Here is a 25,582-nt window from a genome sequence, read left to right on the forward strand (position 1 = left end):
GTCTTTTAATTATGCTTTGAATAATCAATAGCTTTTCCGATAAGCGTAGCACTTGTACAATCTGTAATAAGTACGTTAACTAAATCTCCAATTTTATAATGTTCCTTTGGGAAGACAGCAACCGTATTATCAGAGGTTCTTCCAGACCATTGTAAATCGGATTTTTTAGATGCTTTTTCAATTAAAATTTCTACGGTTTTATTAACGTGTGCTCGCGTATTCATTTCACTATACTTTCGTTCTAATAGGATAATTTCCTTAAGACGACGTTTCTTAATGTTTTCTGGTACATCATCTTCCATTTTACGACCAGCTAAAGTTCCAGGACGTTCAGAATAGGTAAACATGTAACCAAAATTATATTTTACGTAATCCATTAAAGATAGCGTATCTTGGTGATCTTCTTCAGTTTCAGTTGGGAAACCAGCGATTAAATCGACACTAATTGAACATTCAGGAATTATACGTTTAATATTATCTATAAGTTCAAAGTATTCTTCTCGTGTATGTAAACGATTCATTTCTTTTAGAATACGATCGCTACCACTTTGTACAGGTAGGTGAATGTGTTTACAAATATTATCATATTTCGCCATGGTTTCAATAACGTCCAGAGTGAAATCTTGAGGATTAGAGGTTGAAAATCTAATACGCATTTTTGGTTGTGCTTTAGCACATAATTCTAAAAGATTAGCAAAGCTAACAGCTGTTGCTTTTTGGAAATCAGAAGCGTTATCAAAATCTTTTTTTAAACCACCTCCGTACCATAGGTAACTATCAACGTTTTGTCCTAAAAGTGTAATTTCTTTAAATCCTTTAGACCATAAATCGTTTACTTCTTCAATAATACTTTGTGGATCTCTACTGCGTTCTCTTCCTCTTGTAAAAGGAACAACACAGAATGTACACATATTATCACAACCCCGTGTAATAGAAACAAAAGCTGTAATTCCGTTACTGTTTAATCTTACAGGCGAAACATCTCCGTAAGTTTCTTCTTTAGAAAGTATAACGTTTATAGCGTCTCTACCTTCATCTACTTCAGCTAATAAATTAGGTAAATCTTTATAGGCATCAGGGCCAACAACTAAATCTACAATCTTTTCTTCGTCTAAGAATTTAGTTTTTAGACGTTCTGCCATACAGCCTAAAACACCAACTTTCATTTTGGGGTTAATACGTTTTATAGCATTGTATTCTTGTAATCTTTTTCTAACAGTTTGTTCGGCTTTATCTCTAATAGAGCAAGTATTTACTAATACAAGATCGGCTTCTTCAAGTGTTTGTGTGGTGTTAAATCCTTGTTCTGATAGAATAGAAGCAACAATTTCACTATCGCTAAAATTCATGGCGCAACCATAACTTTCAATAAAAAGTTTACGCTTATTACCTTCTTTATTATCTAAAATTAAGGATTCACCTTGTTTATTTTCGTCTATAATTTTCTCCATCTTTAGTGTTCTGTGAAAACAGAATAGCTTCTTTTTGTAATTCTAATTTAAGATTGCAAAGATAGTACTATTTTGTGAATTATGACAAAGTGGCAGTTGTAATTTAATTAAGATTTTTTAATACCGTTGGGATTATTACAGGTGAGTAAAATCTTTTTCTTGAATATCTGTAAAAAATAGAGTTCTTTTGAAGTCTTAATTATAAATGGTAAAATGAACGCTACAGAAATAAAAAACAGAATTGATAAAGCAAGTGAATTAGATTTTGGTACTCTATTTAATCAATCCATTGAATTATTTAAAAAAGTTTGGGTGCAAGGATTGGTTACACTTTTGCTTAATGTTGTTTTAGCTATTCCTGTTATAATGGTTATTTATATACCAATGATATTTCTGGGTATTGCGAGTGCTTTTACATCCGCAAATAATTATGATTCTTTCAATGAGACTGGATTTAGTGTATTAATGATGCTTCTAATATTTGTTTTCTATATTTTTATAATTGTAGCAATGAGTACTATTGCGCTTGCTTTAAAAGCGGCATTTTATAGGATTTGTAAACTTAGAGATTTTGAGGAATTAGGAAAAGACGATTATTTCTATTTTCTGAAAAAAGCATATTTAGGAAAAACCATTAAATTAAGTTTAGCATTTTCAGGTATAGCAATACTATCTGCTATGATGTGTTTTATTCCTTTAATATATGCTTTAGTTCCTTTGTCATTTATTGTTGTTATCTATGCGTTTAATCCAGATTTACCAATTAAAGATATTATAAAATTAGCTTTCGATCTTGGGAATAAAAAATGGCTGTTATCATTTGGGCTTATGTTTATATCTGGGTTTTTAGCTATGGTTATAGGATTCTTAATGTGTGGTTTTGGAGTTTATATAACGTCTTCTTTCGGTCAGCTACCATCTTATTTTATATATAAAGGAGTCGTTGGTTTCGATGATGAAGATGAGCAGCTAAGACGTATTAATGAATTGTCTATTTCATAACCTATATTTTTATAAGGGTTAGTCTATTGTTGTGCTGTTAAAATTGAAAATTAATAGATTGATGCAGTTCTATGTTTATTTTATTAGGCTGAATAAATTTAATCTATGGGTATAATATTTAATTGTGTTTTTGCTGTTTCGGGTTGATTACGTATACTTCAATTAATGAATTATATATTGAGAAGCAATATTTTGAAGTTTTCTAATTTGAAAGACTTTTTTATTTTGAAACAAAAAAAATTACGATAAAATGTATGGTATTTAAGACCAAATTAGGATTGTATCTTAAATTTCATATACATTTGTAAACGTAAAATTTTAAGAATGTCAAAAAATCTTGTTATTGTTGAGTCACCTGCAAAGGCTAAAACTATTGAAAAATTTTTAGGAAAAGACTATAAAGTAGAGTCTAGTTTTGGACATATTTCAGATCTTCCTTCTAAAGAATTAGGAGTTGATGTAGAAGGTGATTTTATGCCCAAGTATCAAGTGTCCAAGGATAAAAAGGATGTTGTTAAAAAACTAAAAGATTTAGCGAAGAAAGCAGACATTGTATGGCTAGCGAGTGATGAGGATCGCGAGGGAGAAGCTATTGCATGGCATTTAGCAGAGACGTTAAAATTAGATAAAGAAAAAACAAAACGTATTGTATTTCATGAGATTACCAAAACGGCGATTAATAAAGCTATTGAGAATCCTAGAAGTATCGATTATAATTTAGTGGATGCACAACAGGCAAGACGTGTTTTAGATCGTATTGTAGGTTACGAGTTGTCTCCTGTATTATGGAGAAAAGTAAAAGGCGGTTTATCGGCTGGTAGAGTTCAATCTGTATCTGTACGTTTAATTGTAGAGCGCGAGAGTGATATACAAGCTTTTAAAGCAACAGCTACTTATAGAGTTGATGCAGAATTTACAAATGAAAAAGGAAATTCATTTAAAGCTAAATTGCCTAAGAATTTTAATTCAGAAGAAGAAGCTTTACAGTTTTTGAAGAATAACGTAGACGCTTCATATCAGGTTGCAGATTTGCAAAAAAAACCTGCTAAAAAATCACCTGCAGCACCATTTACGACGTCGACCTTACAACAGGAAGCTTCACGTAAATTAGGTTATTCGGTGAGTAGAACGATGACTAATGCGCAGCGTTTGTATGAAGCCGGTCTCATTACTTACATGAGAACAGATAGTGTTAACTTATCTGATGAAGCTAAAAAAGGAGCTGAGAATGAAATTGTTTCAGCTTACGGATCAGAATTTAGTAATCCAAAAAATTATAAAGGAAAAACAAAAGGGGCTCAAGAAGCTCACGAAGCGATTAGACCTACTGATTTTTCAAACCATACCGTTAAAGCCGAGCGTGATCAAGCAAGATTATACGATTTAATATGGAAACGTGCTATTGCTTCACAAATGAGTGATGCAAAATTAGAGCGTACCAATCTTAAGGTTCAAATTAATGCTAAAAAGAAAGTTAGCGAACAGTTTACTGCAAATGGTGAAATCATAACTTTTGAAGGCTTTCTTAAAGTTTATTTAGAAGGAACAGATGATGAAGATGCAGAACAAGAAGGTATTTTACCAGATTTAAAAGTTGGTGAAGCACTTCAGAATAAATATATCACAGCAACGGAGCGTTTTACACGTCCACCAGCAAGATTTACAGAAGCATCGTTAGTTAAGCAATTAGAAGAACTAGGTATTGGACGTCCGTCTACTTATGCACCAACAATTTCTACCATTCAAAATAGAAATTATGTTGAAAAAGGAACGCATGAGGGTGATGAAAGAAAATATAAGCAACTTGTTTTTGAAAATCAAAAGATAAAAGACAATACATTATCAGAGCAAACAGGTTCTAATAAAGGAAAATTAGTACCAACCGATATTGGAATTATTGTAACAAATTTCTTAGTCAATCATTTTGAAAGTATCTTAGATTATAACTTTACAGCTAAAGTTGAAGATCGTTTTGATGATATCGCAGACGGTAAGCAGGACTGGCGAGAAATGATGAAAGAGTTCTATAAGGATTTTCATCCACATGTTAAAGATGTTCAAGAAAATGCAGATCGAGAATCAGGAGAACGTATTTTAGGTACTGATCCCGTTTCAGGGCGTCAAGTAAGTGTTCGTTTAGGTAAATTTGGTGCTATGGTGCAAGTTGGTACTATGGACGATGAAGACAAGCCTAAGTTTGCTAGTTTGTCACCAGACCAACAATTGAATTCTATTACTTACGAAGAAGCAATGGATTTATTCAAACTTCCAAAAGCTTTAGGAACATATAAAGATGAAGATGTTGAAGTTAATAATGGCCGTTTTGGACCTTATGTAAGATTTGGTGAGAAATTTGTTTCATTACCAAAAGGCGTTGATCCTTTAAGTGTAGAAATGGATGAAGCATTAATCTATATTAAAGAAAAAGAGTTAGCCGATGCTCCAATTTATATCTATAAAGATTTAGAAGTTATTAAAGGTAAAGGACGTTTTGGACCATTTATAAAATGGAACAATATGTTTATCAATGTGAATAAAAAATATGATTGGGATAATTTATCTGATGAAGACATTGTAACTTTAATTGAAGACAAAATTCAAAAAGAAATTGATAAGGTTATCCATAATTGGGAAGATGAAGGTGTTAGAGTTGAGAAAGCAAGATGGGGAAGACACAATATCATAAAAGGGAAGCAAAAATTAGAGTTAGCTAAAACGGTAGATGTTACTAAAATGACATTAGATAAAGCGCTTGCTTTACTCGAAAAAAATGCACCTAAAAAGAAGGTTGCTAAAAAGAAAGCAACCAAGAAGAAAGTGGTGAAAAAGACTGCAGCAAAGAAAAAAACAACTGTAAAAAAGAAATAATTGGATATGAATTTTAGTTTTCTTAAGCCCGTGTCAGACGCAGTTTTGGCTCATAATGAACTAACTGCACAGCAGGCGCTAGGAAAAAAAATAAAAGTCCATTCTCGCCAAAATGGAATACCTGATTTAGAAGGTGTACAGATGGCTATTATAGGTGTTTTAGAAAATAGAAATGACGTAAATTATATAGGGAATCCTATTAATCTCGATTCAATTCGAAAAACACTTTATACGTTATTTCCTGGGAATTGGCATACCACACTTGCCGATCTTGGAGATATAGAACCAGGAGAAACTGTAGAAGATACCTATTTTGCTATCCGAACAGCTATTACTGGTTTGGTAGAGAATCGAGTTATCCCTATCATCATAGGAGGTAGTCAAGATCTTACTTATCCAACTTATCGTGCTTACGATGAATTATTACCAATGGTAAACGTTGTTAGTGTAGATACAAACTTCGATTTAGGGGATGCTAATCTTCCTATTAAAAATAATAGTTACATTGGTAAAGTGATTGTAGAAGAGCCATATAACCTCTTTAATTACACAGCTATTGGTTATCAAACCTATTTTAATTCTCAAGAAGAAATAGATCTTTTAGAAAAATTGTACTTTGAGGCCTATCGTTTAGGTGAGATTTCTGGAGATATTAGTAAAGTTGAGCCGTTAATGCGAGATGCTCACATTGTTTCCGTAGATTTAAAGTCTATTAGAGCTTCAGAGGTTAGTGACAGCCAAAAATATTCACCAAATGGTTTTTCCGGCAAAGAGATATGTGCTATTAGTAGATACGCGGGTATAAGTAACAAAGTCTCTTCATTTGGGATTTATGAATACAATGGGTCTAAAAATGACAGTGCAACTTCGATGCTAGTTGCTCAAATGATCTGGTATTTTATAGAAGGAGTTAATTGTCGTGTGAAAGATGATGATTTTCATAATCAAGATCATTATCAGAAATTTAACGTTTTGGTTGAGAATGATGAGTTAATTTTCTTCAAAAGCCTAAAAACTGGACGTTGGTGGATTGAAATTCCATTTTTGCCAAATGTTAATAATAAATTAAAAAAGCATACGTTATTACCTTGCATGCATTCAGATTATATAAATGCTACTCACGGAGAAATTCCAGAGCGTTGGTATAAGGCATATCAGAAAAATAGCTTCTAAAATAAACGCTTTGTCGGACTTTAACACTTTTTGAATCGACGAAATGCTTATTTTTAGGGTAAAGTGCAAAAAAAATTTAAAAAAAGTTGTTTATTCGGAAATATATAAATATGTTTACGACCTCAAAAATAATAAGGACTAATTTAACCTAGAGTTACTATGAATATTAAGAAGTTTATTTTACTAACCGCAGTACTACTTATGGTAGCCAGTTGTAATTCTGGAGACCGTGGACAATTAGTAGGCGTACAAGGTAAGCAGTGGCACCCAGAAAAGCCCTATGGAATGACATTGGTACCTGGAGGAGCATTTATTATGGGTAAATCAGATGATGATTTAGCTGGAGTACAAGATGCCCCAACAAAAACAGCTACAGTTCGTGCATTTTATATGGATGAAACTGAGATTACAAATAGCGAGTATCGCCAATTTGTAGAATGGGTAAGAGATTCAACGCTTAGATTAAAATTAGCTGAAATGGCTGACTTAGAAGGTAAAACACCAGGTAGTGGTGATATTGGAGAGTTTGCTTATTTAGATGCTGATCCAGAAAATCTTAATGCTTATGAAAGCTATATGGTTAATACCTATGGTAACGAGCAAAGGAAAATTAATCGTGACGCAGATTTAATCTTCAATACTGATGAGTATCCTGATGAATTATATGCAGAAGTAATGGACGGTATGTACTTACCATTAGAAGAATCTTATAATGGTCAACGTACTTGGGATGTTAAGCAATTTAAATTCCAGTATACTTACATGGATATTCAAAAAGCAGCGAAAGACAGAGGTTTAAAACGTTCTGAGGTTATTGTTCAACAAGAAGTTGAAATTTATCCAGACACAACTGCTTGGATTAGAGATTTTGCTTATTCTTATAATGAGCCAATGCATAATGATTATTTCTGGCATGATGCTTATGGAGATTATCCTGTTGTAGGTGTATCTTGGAAACAAGCACAAGCTTTTTGTCAGTGGAGAACACAATATCATAATGCAGATAGAAAGAAAAGAGGACAACAAGCTGTAAACTCTTATAGATTACCATCTGAAGCAGAATGGGAGTATGCTGCTCGTGGAGGTTTACAAGGAGCAACTTACCCTTGGGGTGGACCTTACACCAAAAATGACAGAGGTTGTTTTATGGCAAACTTTAAACCAATGAGAGGTGATTATGCAGCTGATCAAGCATTATATACAGTTGAAGCGGATTCTTATGATCCTAATGATTTCAATTTATATAATATGGCTGGTAACGTTTCAGAATGGGTAAATGGTTCATACGATCCTGCATCATATGAATATGCTTCATCAATAAATCCAAATGTAAATGATCCTGATAATGCACGTAAAGTCGTTAGAGGTGGATCTTGGAAAGATGTTGCTTATTACTTACAAGTAAGCTCAAGAGATTACGAATATGCAGATTCTGCAAGAAGTTACATTGGATTCAGAACCGTACAAGATTATATGGGAACTGAAGTAACTCAAAACGCAGCAACAAACTAACTTAACTTTAACTTAAATATTAATCCATAATGAGTATTAATTAACCAAGCTCATTAGAAAACAAAAAAACTTAAAATCATGGCAAAAAAGAAATTATCAGTAATGAATATGGTCTATGGACTAGGAGCAGCAATTGTAATTGTAGGTGCATTATTCAAAATTCAACACTGGCCTTACGGTTCAGCTATCCTTACATTAGGTATGGTTGTAGAAGCGCTTGTATTTATTATATCTGCTTTTGAAAAGCAAGGAGATGATTTAGATTGGTCATTAGTATACCCAGAATTAGCAGGAGGTGAATCTTTAGGAGGTAAAAAGAGCGTTAAAGCAATTGAAGAGCCAAAAGAAGCTGATGGTATGTTATCTAAAAAATTAGATAATTTATTAAAAGATGCTAAAATTGATGGTGCTCTTATGGCAAGCTTAGGAGATAGTATTAAAAACTTCGAAGGTGCTGCAAAAGGTATTTCTCCAACAGTAGATTCAATGGCTGCACAAAAGAAATATAGTGAAGAAATGACTTTAGCTGCTGCACAAATGGAATCATTAAATAGTCTTTATAAAGTACAAGTTGATAGTGCAAACCGTCAAGCTGCAATTAATGAAGAAGCTGTAGAAAATGCAACTAAATTAAAAGAGCAAATGCAATCATTAGCGTCTAACTTATCATCTTTAAATGGTGTTTATGGAGGTATGTTAACTGCAATGAACAAAAACTAATTGGTTTTTATAATCATATTAATTAATAATAATTAAAAACTAATTAGAAAATGGCAGGAGGAAAACAGTCCGCAAGACAAAAAATGATTAACCTGATGTATTTGGTATTTATTGCAATGATTGCAATGACTGCAAGTAAGGAAATATTATCAGCATTTAGTCTTTTTGATAAGAAATTTGAAAACGCAAATGAATTAGCTGTAAATTCAAATACAACCTTATTAAAAGGTTTAGAAAAACAAGCAGAAGAAAAACCAAATGAATTTGGTGTAACGTATAATAATGCGAAAAAGATCAGTTCTTTATCTGATGAATTTTACACGTTTTTAGAAGTTCAAAAGAAAATGATTTTGGACAAAGGCGGATATGCAGAAGAGTATAAAGAAAAAGGACTATTGCCAGCTGAAAAGATGGATAAGGGTACTGTATTAGATGAAGCGTGGTTTACTGGAGACCGTTTAACAAAAAACGGTGATGAGTTTGTTGCTAGAATTGAAAAGTATAAATCAGATATTAGAAATGTTTTAGGTGAAGATGTAGCTTTTAATCCAGCGAAAGAAACACTTGAAGCCCGTTTTACTACTGCTGAAATGAAAGACAAGGACGGTAATAACCAAAGTTGGTTAGAGTATAATTTTAAGAATTTTCCAGCTGTAGCATCATATACTAAGCTTACGGCTATGCAGAATGATATTAAAAGTACTGAAGCTAACCTTTACAATGTGTTTTTAGGTAACACAGTAGATGAAGTAACATCTTTGAAGAACTATACAGCTATTGTAATTCCAGATAAAAATGCTTTTTTTGCAGGTGAAACATTTACAGGTAGAGTTGTTCTTGGTAAGTATGCTAACGTAATCCCAACTAAATTAAAAGTTGGAGATGACGAATTAGATTTAAATAGAGAAAATGCAATTGACTCTACAGGAGCTGCACGTATCGAATTTAAAGTAGGTAATGTTGGTGAGCATGATATTAAAGGTCAGTTTACTTTTTCAGAAAAAGGTCAAGATTTACCAATCGATTTTACAGGTCAATACGTAGTGGTACCAAGACCAAATTCTGCAACTATTTCTGCAGATAAGATGAACGTTGTTTATCGTGGTGTTGCTAACCCAATGACTATTTCTTTTGCAGGTGTTCCTGACAATAAAGTAAGAGCATCAGGTGCAGGTCTTAAGCCAGCAGGTAATGGTAAATATCTTATGAACCCTGGTTCTGGTAGAGAAGTAACAATTAGTGTTACTGCTACATTAGACGATGGATCTCCAGCAAGTGATAAAAAGACATTTAGAATTAAAGATATCCCTCAACCTACTGGTACTATTTCTGGTAAAGATGGTTTAGTTAAATTACCTAAACGTAACCTAGAAATAGGTACAATTGGTGCTAAATTGGATGATTTTGTATTCGATTTACCTATAAGTGTAACTTCATTTAAAGTTAAGGTTCCTGGTCAACCAACAGTTATTGTTGCAGGTACTAAAATGAATAGCCAAGCTAAATCAGCAATTGGTAGAGCACGTTCTGGTGATGTTGTTACTATCTTTGATATTAAAGCTAAGATTACAGGTAATTCTAGTTATAACTTAAAAGGTGTATCACCTATAGCTGTAGAGGTTTCTAACTAATTAAAATATTTAATAGGTTATTATCCTTAAAAGAAAATCCCAAATTATAATAAAAAATAAGATGAATTTAAAAAGCTTTTTATGTATAGGAATAGGTGTATTAGCCGCAAACACTATGTTTGCTCAAGCTAATATCCTAAATGCAAAAATACCTGAAGAAATAGGTATGAAAACTGAAGCCCAGTTACTTCTAGATAACGACAAGCCTTTAGAATATGGATATGTTGGAGATAGAGATATCTTATTTTCTAAAATGACTTGGGAAAAGATTGTTTTAGATGAACGCGCTAACTTTCCTTTATATTTTCCAATAGAAGATAATTTAGGTGAAGATAGAAAGTCTTTATACATGGTGTTAATGCAAAGTATTAATGACGGTATTATACCAAAGGTATATGCTGATCCATACTTTACAGAAGAACGTACTATGGAAGATCTTGCTCCTTCATTAAGGAAAGAGGAAATTACTAATGAAGGAATTGATTGGATGAACGCCGAAGGTGTTTCAGACACATCTTTAATTCCTGAAGAGTATGTGATTCGTAGAGAGATCGGACCTGCAGATATTAATTCTTATTTAATAAAAGGATTATGGTATTTTGATAAACGTCAAGGTGAATTAAAATATCGTATATTAGGTATTGCTCCTGCAGCACCAGATGTTAACTTTATTGATTCTGATGATGAAGCTAATAAAGAACCTATCGGATTATTTTGGGTATTTTATCCAGAAATAAGAGAGATTCTTCATGATGCTAAAGCATTCAACAATAAGAATAGCGCTGTGCCATTATCTTTCGATCATTTATTAAATAGTAGACGTTTCAGTGGAGTTATCTACAAAGAAGCTAATATTTATGGTGATAGAGAAGTAAAGGATTATGTTGCAGAAAATTCATTAATGCAACTATTAGAATCTGAACGTATCAAGGATAGAATTAGAAACTTTGAACAAGATATGTGGAGCTATTAATTAGCTTAACATAAAAGATATAAACGCCCACTTTTTAAGTGGGCGTTTTTTATTTATAAATATTTCAGTCATATTTTTTTAATTATAAAACAAAAATAGACTACCACCTGTACAGTAATGACTAACATTTATTTACTTTTGTAACTATGAAAGAAGTTAATTATATTGTTGTAGGCTGTGGTTTAGCTAGCATATCGTTTTGTGAAGAATTAAGAGCCAATAACAAGACTTTTATTGTGTTTGATGATCAATCACAGAAATCTTCTGTAGTTGCAGCAGGCTTATATAATCCTGTTATTTTAAAACGTTTTTCAGCCGTTTGGAAAGCAAAAGAACAATTAGCATTGTCTGCTCCACGTTATGCTAAAATTGAGAACGATTTAAATATAAAATTCGATTATAGGTTACCTATTTTAAGACGTTTTACTTCTATTCAAGAACAAAATAAATGGTTTAGTGCTTCAGATAAACCGTTATTAGAGCTTTATCTATCTACTAATCTTGTAAAAAATAACAATTCTTTTGTAGATGCTAACTTTGGATTCGGTGAAGTTTTGCATGCAGGACGTTTAGATACAGAAACACTCATTACAAATTATAGACATTTTTTAATAACTAACGATAGTTTTATTGGCACTTCTTTTGTTCATGATAAGATGGAGTTTGTAGATGAAGAGATTCATTATGAAAACATAAAAACAAAGCAGATTGTATTTGCAGAAGGATTTGGAGTAAAGAATAACCCTTATTTTCATAATATACCACTTGCGGGTTCTAAAGGAGAAATATTAAAGATAAAAGCACCAGATTTAAAAATTGATTATGCTATAAAATCCTCAGTATTTGTAATTCCATTAGGTGATGATTTGTATAATGTTGGTGCGACGTATAATAATGAAGATAAAACAAATACACCTACAGAATTAGCTAAAGAAGAGCTGATTTCTAAATTAAAAACCTTTATCACTTGCGATTTCGAAATTATAGAACACATCGCAGGTGTTAGACCAACGGTTAAAGATCGTAGACCTTTAGTTGGTAGACATGCTCAATATAAAAATTTATATGTACTTAATGGTTTAGGAACAAGAGGCGTTATGATTGCACCTTATGTTTCTAATCAATTATTTAGGTTAATTGAACATGGTGAAGACTTAGAAAATGAAATAGATATTTCGCGCTTTAATTAATTAAAGCGTTTTATTTTTTGATTTTTCGACTAAATCCTTATCGTAACTCATAAAAATGTTTATCCATATATTACGAGATAACCTCATAATAACAGGCATAAAAGCAATTAATGTTACTACAATTGCAACAAATGCTGTGGTTAAAGAAAGTTCTAGAATTACAAAAGTTATAATGAAAGCTGCAACTGCAAATGCTACTGCTACTGCATAACTTACGTACATAGAGCCGTAGAAAAAAGAAGGTTCTATTTCATATTTTGTGTGACAATGAGAACATTCTTTGTGCATTTTAACAACATCTGTAAGTACATAAGGATTTTTATTAATGTACATAGATTCTTGGTGACATTTAGGACAAGCACCAAAAAGAATACTATAAAGTTTCATTCCTTTTCTAATCATAACTAAAACCTTTATTTTTGCGCTTTTTACAAGCAAGGCAAAGATAAAATTTTATTGCTTACTCACTGTAACAATTGTAACTCAAAAAGCAATTGAATTATTTATAAAACTTATGCTAAACATTCACAATCTTTCTATATCATTTCAAGGAGAATATCTATTTGAAGAAATCACTTTTAAACTAGGTCCTGGAGATCGTATTGGTTTAATCGGTAAAAATGGAGCTGGTAAATCTACCATGCTTAAAATTTTATCTAAAGAACAAGAACCAGATACGGGGCAAATTGCTGCAGATAAAGATATGCGAATCGGATTCTTAAAACAGGATATTGATTTCGATTTAGGGAAAACGGTTCTAGAAGAATCATATGAAGCATTCAAAGAAATTAAAGAATGTGAAACGAAACTCGAAGAGATAAATATTCAATTAGCAGAACGAACAGATTACGAAAGTGAATCTTATCATCAATTGATGATCGATTTAAACGATATTCAGCATAAATACGAAATATTAGGAGGTTATAATTATCAAGGAGAAACGGAAAAAATCCTTCAAGGTTTAGGATTTAAGCGTGAAGATTTTGATAAACTTACCGATACATTTTCTGGTGGTTGGAGAATGCGTATTGAATTAGCAAAGCTTCTTTTACAGAATAATGATTTACTTTTATTAGATGAGCCTACTAACCACTTGGATATCGAATCGATTATTTGGTTAGAGAACTTTTTAAAAGGTTACAGCGGAGCCGTTGTAATTGTATCTCACGATAAAATGTTTTTAGATAATGTAACCAATCGTACTATTGAAATTTCATTAGGACGTATTTATGATTATAGCAAGCCTTACTCACAATTTTTAGTGTTACGTAAGGAAATGAAAACACAACAATTAGCAGCTCAAAAAAATCAAGAAAAACAAATTCAGCAAACTGAAAAGTTGATTGAGAAATTTAGAGCTAAAGCTTCTAAAGCAACAATGGCACAATCTTTAATTAAAAAATTAGATAAGATTGATCGTATTGAAGTTGATGAAGATGATAATAGTGTAATGACTTTAAGTTTTCCTGTTTCTGTAACACCAGGAAAAGTGGTTGTTGAAATTGATAACATATCCAAAAAATATGGTGATTTACAGGTTTTAAATAAAGTAAACTTAGCGGTTCCTAGAAATATGAAAACAGCTTTTGTTGGTCAGAATGGTCAAGGGAAGTCTACATTGGCTAAGATTATTGTAGGTGATATTGAGCACGAAGGAAATTTAAACCTAGGGCATAATGTACAAATTGGTTATTTCGCACAGAATCAAGCAGAATATTTAGACGGTAACAAAACTGTTTTAGATACGATGATAGATGCCGCTAATGAAACCAATAGAAGTAAGGTTAGAGATATTTTAGGATCATTTTTATTTAGAGGATCTGAGGCTGAAAAATATGTTAGAGTACTTTCGGGTGGTGAACGTAACCGTTTAGCTTTGGCTAAATTATTGTTGCAACCTTTAAATGTGCTTATAATGGATGAGCCAACCAATCACTTAGATATTAAATCTAAAAATGTTTTAAAAATAGCTCTACAGAATTTTGAAGGGACTTTAATTTTAGTATCTCACGATAGGGATTTTCTACAAGGATTAACAGATACAGTTTACGAATTTAAAGATCAAAATATTAAACAATACTTAGGTGATATTGATTTTTACTTAGAACAACGTAATCTTGAGAATTTAAGAGAAGCTGAAAAAAGGACGGTAATTGCAAATAAGCCTAAAGAAAGCAATAAGCAGAATTACGAAGACCAAAAGAAATTAAAATCTTTAAATAACAAGTTGAGTAATATTGAATCTAAAATCAATCAACTTGAAAAAGATATAGAAGCTGATGACGCTAAGCTTGCTTCAGATTACGATAAGACAGCTTCAGACCCTAAATTTTTTGATGCTTATCAAACAAAGAAAAAATCTTTAGATAAATTATTAAATGATTGGGAGTTGGTTCAAGCAGATTTAGATAAGTTTTCTTCTTAAGTATTAAGATTATTTTAACGTTTGCACTTCACTATAAAGTTAGTTTTGTAAAATACTTACGACTTTAAGCTTTATGTTGAGAAAAATTATTTTATCCGTTATCGGAGTTGCATTAATTGTTGGTGCATTTTTAGTAGCTAATTATCTAATTGATAATAAGCACAAACCAAAACCTGTAATACCAAAGGTTGTTAAAACAGTACTTGTAGAAACCGTAAAGAACAAAACTGTTCCTATAGTGATTTCTGCAAATGGTAATTTGGTAGCTAAACAACGGGTAGAATTATATTCTGAAGTTCAAGGTATTTTTAAAACGGGGTCTAAATTATTTAAACCAGGTCAGAAATTTAATAAGGGTGAAGCGCTTATTCGCATAGATGCCTCTGAATATTATGCAAGCGTTCAATCTGCAAAAAGTGATTTATATAATAGTATCGCTGCTATTATGCCAGATTTAAGATTAGACTTTCCTGAAGTATTTCAAAAATGGCAGGACTATTTAAATGGGTATAATTTAAATAAAACAACACCGAAACTACCTGAAATTGTAGAAGAGAAAGAAAATTATTTTATAACAGGTCGTGGCATTGTAAGCGCTTATTACAATGTAAAAAACTTAGAACAACGTTTAACAAAATATAGAATTATAGCCCCTTTTTCAGGGATTTTAACAGAAGCCTTAATTACTGAAGGAACTTTTGTTAGAAGTGGTCAGCAGTTGGGTGAGTTCATTAATCCTTCTGTCTATGAAATGGAAGTTGCAATAAGTAAATCTTTTGCAGATATTTTAAAGGAAGGAGAAAGCGTAACGCTAACGAGCTTAGATAACACCAAGCAATATGAAGCTAAAGTGTCTCGTGTTAATGGAAGCATTGATGCAACGACACAAACAATTACAGTTTATATTGAAGTAAAACATGATGACCTTAAAGAAGGTATGTATCTTGAAGCACAACTTAATGCTGAAAAAGTAGAAGATGCAATAGAAATAGATCGAAACTTATTATTAGATAGCGAAGAGGTTTATGTCGTTAGAGATAGCCTATTAGATGTGATTTCTGTAAAACCAGTTCATTTTTCTGATGAAAAGGTTGTTTTAAAGAATGTACCAGATGGTACTATAATTTTAAGAAAACCAGTACCTGGTGCTTATGCTGGTATGCATGTTAAGGCAGCTACTAATCCTACAAATACTGATTCTATTCCATAATGAGAAAACTAATTGAATATTTTATCAGGTATCATGTTGCTGTCAACATTTTAATTATAGCATTTTTTGTTTTCGGAATAATAGGACTTTTATCTCTAAAATCATCTTACTTTCCACTTACAGAAACCAAGATTATAAATATTACTATTGCTTATCCTGGTGCATCTCCACAGGAAATAGAGGAAGGTATTGTGCTTCAAATTGAAGATAACTTAAAAGGTCTTAGAGGTGTTGATCGTGTAACGTCTACATCACAAGAAAATAGTGGTTCTATTACCGTTGAGATTGAAAAAGGTGAGAATATCGATTTCATGCTTCTCGAAGTTAAAAATGCGGTAGATAGAGTGCCAACCTTTCCAACAGGTATGGAACCTTTAGTGGTTTCTAAACAAGAAATTGTTAGAGAAACAATCTCTTTTGCTATCAGCGGAAAAAACATTCCTTTAGTAACTTTAAAAGAATTGGCTCGTCAGGTAGAAACAGATCTGCGTGCAATAGATGGCATTTCTCAAATAGAATTGTCTGGTTTTCCTGAGGAAGAAATTGAGATTGCAGTAAATGAAATAGATTTATTAGCTTATAATATTACATTTAACGAAGTTGCAGAAGCGGTAACTAACGCTAATATTTTGGTGACAGGCGGTAATGTGAAAACAGATACTGAAGAGTATTTAATTAGAGCAAATAATAAACAATACTTCGGAAGTGAGCTTTCTAATATTGTAGTAAGAGCTTCTTCAGACGGAAAAGTAATTCGACTTAAAGATGTGGCCATTATTAGAGATCGATTTTCAGAAACGCCAAATGCAACTTATTTTAATCAAGAATTAGCAGTAGATATTGCTATTACGAGTACTAATAATGAAGATTTAATTAGTTCTGCAGATAAGATTAATGTTTACATAGAAGAATACAATCAGAAACATTCCAATATACGCTTAGATGTTGTTAGGGATTTATCCATAACACTTATGCAACGTACGCAACTCTTAACAGAAAATGCTATTGTGGGTATGTTGTTAGTATTATTATTTCTATCTATATTTTTAAACATGCGATTAGCGGCATGGGTTGCTTTCGGATTACCTATTTCTTTTTTAGGAATGTTTATGTTTGCTGCTCAATTTGATGTTACTATTAACGTGTTGTCTCTTTTCGGGATGATTATTGTTATTGGTATTTTAGTAGATGATGGTATTGTCATTGCCGAAAATATTTACCAACACTACGAAAAAGGTAAGAGTCCTATTCAAGCTGCTATTGATGGTACAATTGAAGTTATTCCACCTGTAGTTTCAGCAATTATAACAACACTTTTAGCATTCTCATTATTTTTCTTTTTAGACAGTAGGATAGGAGAGTTTTTTAGTGAAGTCGCCGTTATAGTTATATTAACATTAATAGTATCCTTAATTGAAGCACTTATTATTTTACCTGCGCATTTAGCACATTCTAAAGCTTTGAGAGCTCAGAAGGTTGATGAGAATCCTTCAAAAATTAAGCAGTTTTTCTCTTTTATGAGATATATAAATAAAGGAGGTGATATGCTTATGTCTTTTTTAAGAGATAGGGTTTATACACCAATTTTAGATCTTGTTTTAAGATTTAAATTGTTTTCACTTGGTGTTTTCATAGCTTTATTGGTATTAACATTAGGTTCGCTAGGTGGTGGAGTTATCGGAGTAACTATATTTCCTAGAGTAGCAAGTGATGCGGCAAATATAGAATTGGTTATGCCAGCAGGTACTAACGTAAAAATCACAGATTCTATTATTTCTTTAATAGAGGAAAAATCGTTTATTGTAAATCAAGAATTAACTGAAAAATATTTAAAAGGAACAGGTAAACAACTCTTCGAAAATACGATTGTAGATATTAGTAGTAGTTCTAGCGCAAGACTTAGAATTAATTTGTTACCAGGAGAAGAACGCCCAGACGCTATAAAATCTAATTTAATTACAGATCGATTAGAAGAATTAGTAGGTCCTGTAATTGGTACAGAACGTCTTATTTATGGTTCTGGTGGGAATTTTGGTGGTAGTCCAGTATCGGTTTCTTTATTAAGTAATAATATAGAAGAATTAAAAGCTTCTAAACTAGAGCTTAAAAAGTACATGCAAACAAATCCACTACTTAAAGATATTGGAGATAATGATCCTGCAGGTATTAAAGAGATTCGTTTAGAATTAAAAGAAAGCGCTTATTTGTTAGGGTTAGACTTACAAACTGTAATGTCTCAAATACGTTCTGGTTTCTTTGGTGCTCAAGCACAAAGGTTTCAACGTGGTCAAGATGAAATTAAAGTTTGGGTACGTTACGATAAAACCAATAGAAGTTCTATCAACGATTTAGATGCTATGAGAATTGTAACACCAACAGGTGAGCGTGTAACTCTTAAGGATATTGCTAATTATACTATTGTTAGAGGAGATGTGGCTATTAATCACTTAGAGGGAAAGCGTGAAATTCAAGTCTATGCAGATTTAAAAGATCCGAGTTCTAGTGCAACTGATATTATTGAAGATATAAAAACAGATTTTATACCACAATTACAATCTAAATACCCAACGATCAATACATCATATGAAGGTCAAAATCGTGAAGCAACTAAATTAACTGATTCATTAAAGTTAGCAGGTCCAATTATTTTAATATTAATATATATTACAATTGCCTTTACTTTTAGAAGTTATTCGCAACCGTTTTTGTTACTGCTATTAATTCCATTTAGTTTAACAGCAGTAGCTTGGGGACATTGGTTATTAGATTTTCAGGTTAATGTTTTATCATTATTAGGTATTATAGCCTTGATTGGTATTATGGTTAATGACGGTTTAGTACTCATTGGTAAATTTAATAGTAATTTAAAAGAAGGTATGGCCTTTGATTTAGCACTATCTGAAGCAGGTAAGTCTAGATTTAGAGCTATATTTTTAACCTCATTAACAACAATAGCAGGTTTAGCACCTTTATTATTAGAGAAAAGTAGACAAGCACAATTTTTAAAACCAATGGCAATATCTATTTCTTTCGGAATAGCTTATGCTACGATTTTAACATTATTAGTATTACCATTATTTTTATCATTTAGTAATACTATTAAAGCTAAAAGTAAATGGTTAGAGACAGGAAAAGAGGTAACAAAAGAAGAAGTAGAACGTGCAATTAAAGAAAAACAAGAAGAAAATGAGCACTAAATATAAATTGATAGCCTTATTTCTATTGTTTGGATTAGGTATTGAAGCGCAAGAAGTTTTAACCAAAGAAGAAGCAGTAGCATTAGCATTAGAAAATAATTACGGAGTAAAAATCGCAAAAAATGCCGTTACCGTTGCTGAGAATAATACTAGTATTCTTAACACAGGATTTTTACCTACTGTTACAGGTGGTGCAGGCGCAAACTATAATTTAGATAACACAGAGGTCGAATTCTCTGATGGGTCTACAACAGTATTAAACGGTGTAGAGAGCTCTAATTACAATGCTAGCGTAAGTTTGAATTATACACTTTTTGACGGTTTAGGAAGACGTTATAATTATAAACGGTTAAAAGAGCAGTATCAGTTATCAGAACTTCAAGCAAGAGAAACTATAGAGAATACAATGCTACAGTTGTTTGCTGTGTATTATAATGTGGCGCAATTGACCGATAATTTAAATACGCTAGAGGAGACTTTAAATATTACTAAAGACAGATTGATTAGAGCAGAATATCAATTCGAATATGGCCAGAACACAAAATTAGAAGTTTTAAATGCCGAAGTTGATATTAATAGCGATAGTATCAATATCATTAATATTAAACAAGAAATAAAAAATGCGAAACGCGATTTAAAACTCGTCTTAGGTGAAACTTATACTACAGATTACGATGTTGAAACAGAAGTAGAGTTTACCCTACAATTTCAAAAAGATAGCTTATTTGAAAAAGCAAAGTCTAGAAATGTAGCCTTATTGCAAACTGAAAGAAATATAGCAATAAGTCAATTAGATATTAATTCTGGTCAATCAGCATATCTACCAACAATTGGTTTAGTTGGTTCTTACGGTTGGAATAAGAACAATAATAACGCAGCTTCCTTTGTGTCTGTTTCTACCAGTACAGGTTTATCAGGAGGTTTAAATTTAAGTTGGGATTTGTTTGATGGAGGATCTACGATTACAACCGTTAGAAATGCCAAAGTGAATTTAGAAACTCAAAAACTAGAGAAGGAAAATATTTTATTGAGTATAGAGCGTGATTTCAATAATGCTTGGGATAATTATTTAAACAAGTTAGAAATCTATAATATTCAAGAGAAAAATATACTAACTGCTGAAAATAATTTTGAGCGTACTCGTGAAAAATTTAATATAGGTCAGGTTAATTCAATAGAGTTTAGACAAGCACAACTTAATTTATTAAGTGTAGAGTTAAGTAGAAATACTGCTAAATTTGATGCTAAATTATCAGAATTAGATGTGCTTCAAATAAGCGGTGAATTACTAAACGTCCAATTATAGATAATTAAAATATGGTTGAATATTTTTTTCAATGTCCATATTGCTGGGAAAGGATCTCAATGCTTATTGATAGATCTCAAACAACTCAAAGTTATATTGAAGATTGTAAGACCTGCTGTAATCCTATACAAATTACTGTACATATCGAAAACCAAGAAATCACAAGTTTTCAAGCAGAAAATATAGAGCAATAGTATGGTTCATGTAATTAATAATTCTCTAACTTCAATATAATTTATGTATTTCGTCGAATAAATTTGCTTTTAATAGTGTTTGAGTTTATATTCGTGCTGTTATTGTGTCCCTCCACAAAAATCAATCACTATGAAGACACTAAAAATAACCTTATTATTCTGCCTAATTTCTGTATTCTCATTTGCAGAAGTTTCACAAAAACAAAAATCTGCACTTGTTGATTTATACAACGCTACCAATGGCGATGCATGGAATAACTCATGGGATTTAGATCAACCTGTATCAGATTGGTATGGAATAGCCATAGAAAATGAAGAAGTTGTATCTATAGATTTAATGTTTAATAATTTAACTGGATATTTACCTGAGTCAATTTCAGAATTAACAAGTTTAAAAAATCTTAATTTAGCTTTCAATAATTTAGAAGGCGAATTACCTGATGCTTTAATTAGTTTAATTAATTTAGAAGAATTGAAACTATTTTCTAATCGATTTAGTGGAGAAATACCTTCCAAAATAGGAAATTTAAAAAAGTTAGTATCTATTGAATTATATAATAATGACTTTGTAGGAGAAATACCTTCTTCTATAGGAAAGCTACCTAAACTAGAAAAATTAATGTTGAGTAGTAACCAATTACAAGGTCGCTTACCATCAAGTCTATCAAGTTTAAATTCGTTAAAGGTATTAAGTCTATTCGATAATAACTTGTTAGGAACGATTCCTTCGTCTATTGGAGGATTATCTAAACTTGAAGAATTAGTATTATCTAATAATGCTTTTTACGGTGAATTACCAAATGAATTAGCACAACTTACAAATTTAAAGACATTACTATTAGGTCAAAATCAATTTAAAGGAAACTTTGCAGTCCTTAGATCTAAGTTGCCAAATATTGTTGACTTTGACTTGGAAGACAGTAATAGTAAGGGTTCATTAGCAACATTAGATGCTGAAGAGGATTAATTATTAGCCATGATAATTATAAAAAAAGTGCTCAATAAAAATTATTGAGTATTTTTTTTGTTTTTTTCTTTGTCAATTGGAAATAAGTTGTATCTTTGCAGTCCCAAAACAATACATCGGCATTATGAACCGAAAGTTAAAAGCTAAAGATATTGTTTTTTGAATACACATCGCGGGATAGAGCAGTAGGTAGCTCGTCGGGCTCATAACCCGAAGGTCACTGGTTCGAGTCCAGTTCCCGCTACTAGTAAAAACAAGCCTTTCAAGAAATTGAAAGGCTTTTTTATTTCACATAGTACAGAATAAGTACAGAATTTAGCTGTTTATCTTCTGCTAAATAGTATTTGATTTAATTTGATTTCATTTAGTATGTGAAATAAAATTTAAACTATATTTTTCTATGAAAATTGAAGAATAGAGAATTAATATTAAAAATACCTTACAATTTTTCTAATTCGCTTCTATACTTTTTTAACTTTAGTCAAAAATTTAATTCTTTTCATTTGCAATTTCTACAAGACTTATTAGATAATAGAGAGCCTGCTAATCGCTGGCAGGATTATAGAATCTTTTGTGACAATATTAAAAATATTGATATAAACCTTTATATAAAGGCACTACCTGAATTACTGAAAAATTTAAAAAGTAACTATCCAACCAGAAACCTTCTGGTCGCATTAGAACGCGAAGCAAAAATGAATGCTTCTTTTGGTAAAGAAATGTATTTGAAAACACTTGAAGCAAATAATCCTGATTCATATTTTACATTGATGGACATTCTTTCTGGATTATATCATTCAGACCAAAAGTTTACAATAGATGAAATTAAACGTCTAATTAAAGATGATAATATAGACGTAAATAAAATTGGAATACAATCTATCGTGAAAATTGATTTGGTAGCTAAAACTACACCAAAAGCATTTGTGAATTGGATTGAAAAGCAGTTTGATACCATAAGCAAGTCCGAAAATCATTTGGATCTTTGGTCGGCAATATTTTTTACAGTTAGAAATAAAAGAACTGAGATAAAAAGTGCAGATACAATTATAGATAGGTTATCAAGTATAGAGACTATCGATATTCAATTAGAGCTCATTTACTTTTTAGATTATAATATAGATTTAGAAAAGGAATTACATCTGTTTAAAAAATACCTTCCAGTATTACTTCATGTTGATATTGAACACGCAGGCGCATATAATCAATTGGCATATCGATTAGAAAATGTAGCAAAAACTAATTTAAACTTAGTTGTTGATTTTATAACAGATTGGGTAGCGATGAGTCCTGATAATGCTAGAAAGATTGAATATTTCAGTCATTTGCTAAATACACTTTGTGATAATTTTTATTCTGACTTCCAAAAGCTATACACCAACTGGTTAAATAAAGATAATCCCAATTTTCATATTGCCATTTTTGAAATGAATAGTGCCAGATATATGAGGAATCTATCAGGATTAACGATTTCTGAAGAAGTATTGAATGGTCTCTCAGATTATGACATTGAATATATTACTTATAAAATACTCGCTTTCGTTTATGACAAGGACACCTCAATTTCCTTGGTGTATTCTATATTGGAACATAAAGCAGATAATAAAGAAGTCGTTCCGTTTTTGGCTGATTTGTTTATCAACCATATCATCTTTAATTATTATTCTGCGATAGAGTTTTTAAACTTAAAAAAGAAGACTGCAAGTAGAAAGCTCAAAAAAATAACTAACGATATTGTAAAAGAAGGCGAAGATAAATATAAGGCATATTCAGATTTAGAAAACTTAAAAGAGTTTGCACCTTCAGAACGAAGACTTATTTACTATAATAAAATCGAAGGTAAAAAATTCAGTAAATCATTTAAGGAAAGTGAAGCAGAAGGTCCTTCCTTTTTTAGTTCTATAACAACAATTAATTATAGAACAGGTAAATCTATATTCTCAAAATATGAAAACCAATACACCGAAAAAATGACACCAGGACTTATATCTCATTCTGGCGAAATGCCAAGAGGCGAATTTATAGACCCAATAGGTCAAGCACAAGAAAGATTGTATTGGCAAAATTTTAAAAGAAGACAATGAGATTTTTATTAAGCGAATACATAAATCTTTTAAAAGAGGATAAAGAGCTTGATACTTTACTGACTGATTTGTTAGTTGGAATGAAATTCACAACCATTTCAAAACCAATGAAAGGTCGTCAATTTGGTGTGGATATTTCTGCTGTTGGTATAGATCCAGAAGATGGTATTAAAAAAGTGTTTTTGTTAGCTGTGAAACAAGGCAATCTAACCAGAACAACTTGGGATGGAAATGTAAATGCAATTCGCTCTACTTTAAACCAAATAAAGGATACTTATATACCTATTTCTTTAACAACAAATCTCAAAAAACTTCCTATAAAAATAATTGTTAGTACAAATGGAGTAAGAAATCAAAATGTACTTAGCGATTGGACACAATATGTCGAACAAAACACAACAGAGACTATTGAGTACGATTTTTGGGGAACAGGCGAAATAAGCGCTATGCTTGATGATTATCTTATAAACGAAAAACTATTTCCGCAGGAGTACCAATCGCTGTTAAGAAAGTCCTTAGTATTTCTAGAATTACCAGATTATGATTTACAACATTTCTATGCGCTTATTCAGCAAATTTTAGAGAAACAACCCAAACAAAAACGACATATCTTGAAAAAGTTGAGGCTGGTAAGATTATGTTTAAACATCTTATACAAATGGTCACAAGACAATAATAATTTAAAGCCTTCAATATATGCGAGTGAGCGCAGTTTGCTTTTTACATGGCATTTTATACAAGAAGGTAATCATTTAGAGAAAAGCTATGTCAGGGAAGAATTTTACAAAATTCACTCATTAAAAAGAACAATAGGTGTCAATTATTTCAATAAAGTAGTTGAACACTATAAAGTTGAACACAGCATATACAAGTACAGTAGAAATAGTTTAGAATATAGCTTGAATGTTTGGGAGGAAATAGGAATAATAGCAATCATAGGCTTAACCGAAATACAAGAGTTTAGAATCCATTATCGAGAAGGAAATGAAGAACAAGCACAAACCTATTACCAAAGCGCACTTTCAATTAGTAATGGATTATGTCTGTTTATTCAGAACAATCCACCTTCAAAATATCCAGAATACGATGTCCATAGTATTGAAATTGCATTAGCACTTAATCTAATGAATTTTACAAGAAACTTCGACCCAGCCAAAAAATGGATTTCTGAAATGACTTTAGGTTTTAACAATAATTATAAGCTTAATAAGTTTTTTCCGTTGTTTAGAAAAAGTTATGAAAAGCTGGTAGATATTCACAATGGCGAAGAAGAATGTGATGTCCAATCATCTATGATAATTCCTATTTTGGCTGAATATGCTTTAGTATTTAATGATGAAGATTTATACAAGTTCGTAAGGAAGATTTCTATGGAACTTTTTACAGACTTAAATTTACAGATTTGGTTTCCGCTTAAAGAAATGGAAAATAAAATTTGTATTCAAGATTATAGTCATGGCGAAGGCACAACAAAACATTCAGTAACGCTCTATGAAGATGCTGAAGAATACAAAAAAGAAATGGTATCAGAAATGGAACTCTTTGGATTAGAAAAGGATTTTAAAATTTTTAAGCACAGTTTCGATATTGTAGCACACGTTGCAAGCAGGCATTATAAAAGCCAACCTTTTCCTTTAACTTGGCGTGTTTTTATGAAGCAAGAAGTCTCAACAAAATAA

Annotated in this window: 18 protein-coding genes and 1 tRNA gene; 17 read left to right on the forward strand and 2 right to left on the reverse strand. The window is 31.5% G+C overall.

Translation table 11 applies throughout. The features are described from left to right. Positions 1-5: 5 nt before the first annotated feature. On the reverse strand, positions 6-1,451 hold the full coding sequence (gene miaB, locus HSX10_RS06320; protein ID WP_173587358.1) for a tRNA (N6-isopentenyl adenosine(37)-C2)-methylthiotransferase MiaB: 1,446 nt from the start codon (positions 1,449-1,451) through the stop codon (positions 6-8). A 213-nt stretch (positions 1,452-1,664) separates the two neighbouring features. Here miaB and HSX10_RS06325 point away from each other — a divergent pair, with 213 nt between their 5' ends. The 8 genes from HSX10_RS06325 to HSX10_RS06360 all read left to right on the forward strand — a co-directional run bounded on the left by HSX10_RS06325 (position 1,665) and on the right by HSX10_RS06360 (position 12,520). Further along, a complete protein-coding gene (locus tag HSX10_RS06325) occupies positions 1,665-2,453 on the forward strand; it encodes a hypothetical protein (protein ID WP_173587359.1) in 789 nt (262 codons plus the stop codon). A gap of 324 nt (positions 2,454-2,777) precedes the next feature. Continuing rightward, positions 2,778-5,321, forward strand: a complete 2,544-nt coding sequence (topA, locus tag HSX10_RS06330) for a type I DNA topoisomerase (RefSeq protein ID WP_173587360.1) — start codon at positions 2,778-2,780, stop codon at positions 5,319-5,321. 6 nt (positions 5,322-5,327) lie between these two features. Next, complete coding sequence (locus HSX10_RS06335) at positions 5,328-6,494, forward strand: formimidoylglutamase (RefSeq protein ID WP_173587361.1); 1,167 nt, start codon at positions 5,328-5,330, stop codon at positions 6,492-6,494. Between the two features lie 165 nt (positions 6,495-6,659). Continuing rightward, positions 6,660-8,006, forward strand: a complete 1,347-nt coding sequence (gene porK / locus HSX10_RS06340; RefSeq protein ID WP_455433257.1) for a T9SS ring complex lipoprotein PorK/GldK — start codon at positions 6,660-6,662, stop codon at positions 8,004-8,006. 78 nt (positions 8,007-8,084) lie between these two features. Then, a complete protein-coding gene (porL, locus tag HSX10_RS06345; protein WP_173587363.1) occupies positions 8,085-8,726 on the forward strand; it encodes a type IX secretion system motor protein PorL/GldL in 642 nt (213 codons plus the stop codon). Between the two features lie 50 nt (positions 8,727-8,776). Further along, entirely contained in the window at positions 8,777-10,357 is a 1,581-nt protein-coding gene (gene porM, locus HSX10_RS06350; protein ID WP_173587364.1) for a type IX secretion system motor protein PorM/GldM, read from the forward strand. Between the two features lie 61 nt (positions 10,358-10,418). Continuing rightward, positions 10,419-11,330 (forward strand): type IX secretion system ring subunit PorN/GldN, encoded by a 912-nt coding sequence (gene porN, locus HSX10_RS06355; protein WP_173587365.1) that lies wholly within the window; start codon positions 10,419-10,421, stop codon positions 11,328-11,330. Between the two features lie 146 nt (positions 11,331-11,476). Beyond that, complete coding sequence (locus tag HSX10_RS06360) at positions 11,477-12,520, forward strand: NAD(P)/FAD-dependent oxidoreductase (protein ID WP_173587366.1); 1,044 nt, start codon at positions 11,477-11,479, stop codon at positions 12,518-12,520. On the opposite strand, the gene HSX10_RS06365 is transcribed toward HSX10_RS06360, so the two are convergent. Further along, complete coding sequence (locus HSX10_RS06365) at positions 12,521-12,922, reverse strand: DUF983 domain-containing protein (RefSeq protein WP_173587367.1); 402 nt, start codon at positions 12,920-12,922, stop codon at positions 12,521-12,523. Positions 12,923-13,034: 112 nt separating this feature from the next. On the opposite strand from HSX10_RS06365, the gene HSX10_RS06370 reads away from it, so the two are divergent. From HSX10_RS06370 to HSX10_RS06410, 9 genes are all read left to right on the forward strand, one after another. Then, positions 13,035-14,945, forward strand: coding sequence for an ABC-F family ATP-binding cassette domain-containing protein (locus HSX10_RS06370; RefSeq protein ID WP_173587368.1), 1,911 nt, complete (start codon positions 13,035-13,037; stop codon positions 14,943-14,945). 76 nt (positions 14,946-15,021) lie between these two features. Continuing rightward, on the forward strand, positions 15,022-16,155 hold the full coding sequence (locus tag HSX10_RS06375) for an efflux RND transporter periplasmic adaptor subunit (RefSeq protein WP_173587412.1): 1,134 nt from the start codon (positions 15,022-15,024) through the stop codon (positions 16,153-16,155). Beyond that, a complete protein-coding gene (locus tag HSX10_RS06380; protein WP_173587369.1) occupies positions 16,155-19,352 on the forward strand; it encodes an efflux RND transporter permease subunit in 3,198 nt (1,065 codons plus the stop codon). The genes HSX10_RS06375 and HSX10_RS06380 overlap by 1 nt, the downstream gene beginning before the upstream one ends. Continuing rightward, positions 19,342-20,658: a TolC family protein gene (locus HSX10_RS06385; RefSeq protein ID WP_173587370.1), complete on the forward strand. Its 1,317-nt coding sequence runs from the start codon at positions 19,342-19,344 to the stop codon at positions 20,656-20,658. Before HSX10_RS06380 ends, HSX10_RS06385 begins: the two co-directional genes overlap by 11 nt. An 11-nt stretch (positions 20,659-20,669) precedes the next feature. Further along, positions 20,670-20,852 carry a CPXCG motif-containing cysteine-rich protein gene (locus HSX10_RS06390; protein WP_173587371.1) on the forward strand — a complete coding sequence of 61 codons (183 nt, stop codon included), beginning with the start codon at positions 20,670-20,672 and terminating at the stop codon, positions 20,850-20,852. A gap of 130 nt (positions 20,853-20,982) precedes the next feature. Further along, positions 20,983-21,819 carry a leucine-rich repeat domain-containing protein gene (locus HSX10_RS06395; protein ID WP_173587372.1) on the forward strand — a complete coding sequence of 279 codons (837 nt, stop codon included), beginning with the start codon at positions 20,983-20,985 and terminating at the stop codon, positions 21,817-21,819. Between the two features lie 171 nt (positions 21,820-21,990). After that, a tRNA-Met gene (locus tag HSX10_RS06400) sits at positions 21,991-22,063 on the forward strand. 259 nt (positions 22,064-22,322) lie between these two features. After that, positions 22,323-23,903, forward strand: coding sequence for a hypothetical protein (locus tag HSX10_RS06405; protein WP_173587373.1), 1,581 nt, complete (start codon positions 22,323-22,325; stop codon positions 23,901-23,903). After that, a complete protein-coding gene (locus HSX10_RS06410; RefSeq protein WP_173587374.1) occupies positions 23,900-25,582 on the forward strand; it encodes a hypothetical protein in 1,683 nt (560 codons plus the stop codon). The genes HSX10_RS06405 and HSX10_RS06410 overlap by 4 nt, the downstream gene beginning before the upstream one ends.

Origin of the sequence: Winogradskyella undariae, assembly GCF_013285155.1 — a bacterium.
GTDB lineage: Bacteria > Bacteroidota > Bacteroidia > Flavobacteriales > Flavobacteriaceae > Winogradskyella > Winogradskyella undariae.

Excerpts from the sequence above, each read along its gene's own strand:
- porL (WP_173587363.1), top strand. The coding sequence starts at position 8,085 with ATGGCAAAAAAGAAATTATCAGTAATGAATATGGTCTATGGACTAGGA.
- HSX10_RS06325 (WP_173587359.1), top strand. The coding sequence starts at position 1,665 with ATGAACGCTACAGAAATAAAAAACAGAATTGATAAAGCAAGTGAATTA.
- miaB (WP_173587358.1), bottom strand. The coding sequence starts at position 1,451 with ATGGAGAAAATTATAGACGAAAATAAACAAGGTGAATCCTTAATTTTA.
- HSX10_RS06410 (WP_173587374.1), top strand. The coding sequence starts at position 23,900 with ATGAGATTTTTATTAAGCGAATACATAAATCTTTTAAAAGAGGATAAA.
- HSX10_RS06360 (WP_173587366.1), top strand. The coding sequence starts at position 11,477 with ATGAAAGAAGTTAATTATATTGTTGTAGGCTGTGGTTTAGCTAGCATA.
- HSX10_RS06395 (WP_173587372.1), top strand. The coding sequence starts at position 20,983 with ATGAAGACACTAAAAATAACCTTATTATTCTGCCTAATTTCTGTATTC.
- HSX10_RS06365 (WP_173587367.1), bottom strand. The coding sequence starts at position 12,922 with ATGATTAGAAAAGGAATGAAACTTTATAGTATTCTTTTTGGTGCTTGT.
- porM (WP_173587364.1), top strand. The coding sequence starts at position 8,777 with ATGGCAGGAGGAAAACAGTCCGCAAGACAAAAAATGATTAACCTGATG.
- HSX10_RS06335 (WP_173587361.1), top strand. The coding sequence starts at position 5,328 with ATGAATTTTAGTTTTCTTAAGCCCGTGTCAGACGCAGTTTTGGCTCAT.
- HSX10_RS06380 (WP_173587369.1), top strand. The coding sequence starts at position 16,155 with ATGAGAAAACTAATTGAATATTTTATCAGGTATCATGTTGCTGTCAAC.
- HSX10_RS06385 (WP_173587370.1), top strand. The coding sequence starts at position 19,342 with ATGAGCACTAAATATAAATTGATAGCCTTATTTCTATTGTTTGGATTA.
- topA (WP_173587360.1), top strand. The coding sequence starts at position 2,778 with ATGTCAAAAAATCTTGTTATTGTTGAGTCACCTGCAAAGGCTAAAACT.
- HSX10_RS06390 (WP_173587371.1), top strand. The coding sequence starts at position 20,670 with ATGGTTGAATATTTTTTTCAATGTCCATATTGCTGGGAAAGGATCTCA.
- porN (WP_173587365.1), top strand. The coding sequence starts at position 10,419 with ATGAATTTAAAAAGCTTTTTATGTATAGGAATAGGTGTATTAGCCGCA.
- HSX10_RS06370 (WP_173587368.1), top strand. The coding sequence starts at position 13,035 with ATGCTAAACATTCACAATCTTTCTATATCATTTCAAGGAGAATATCTA.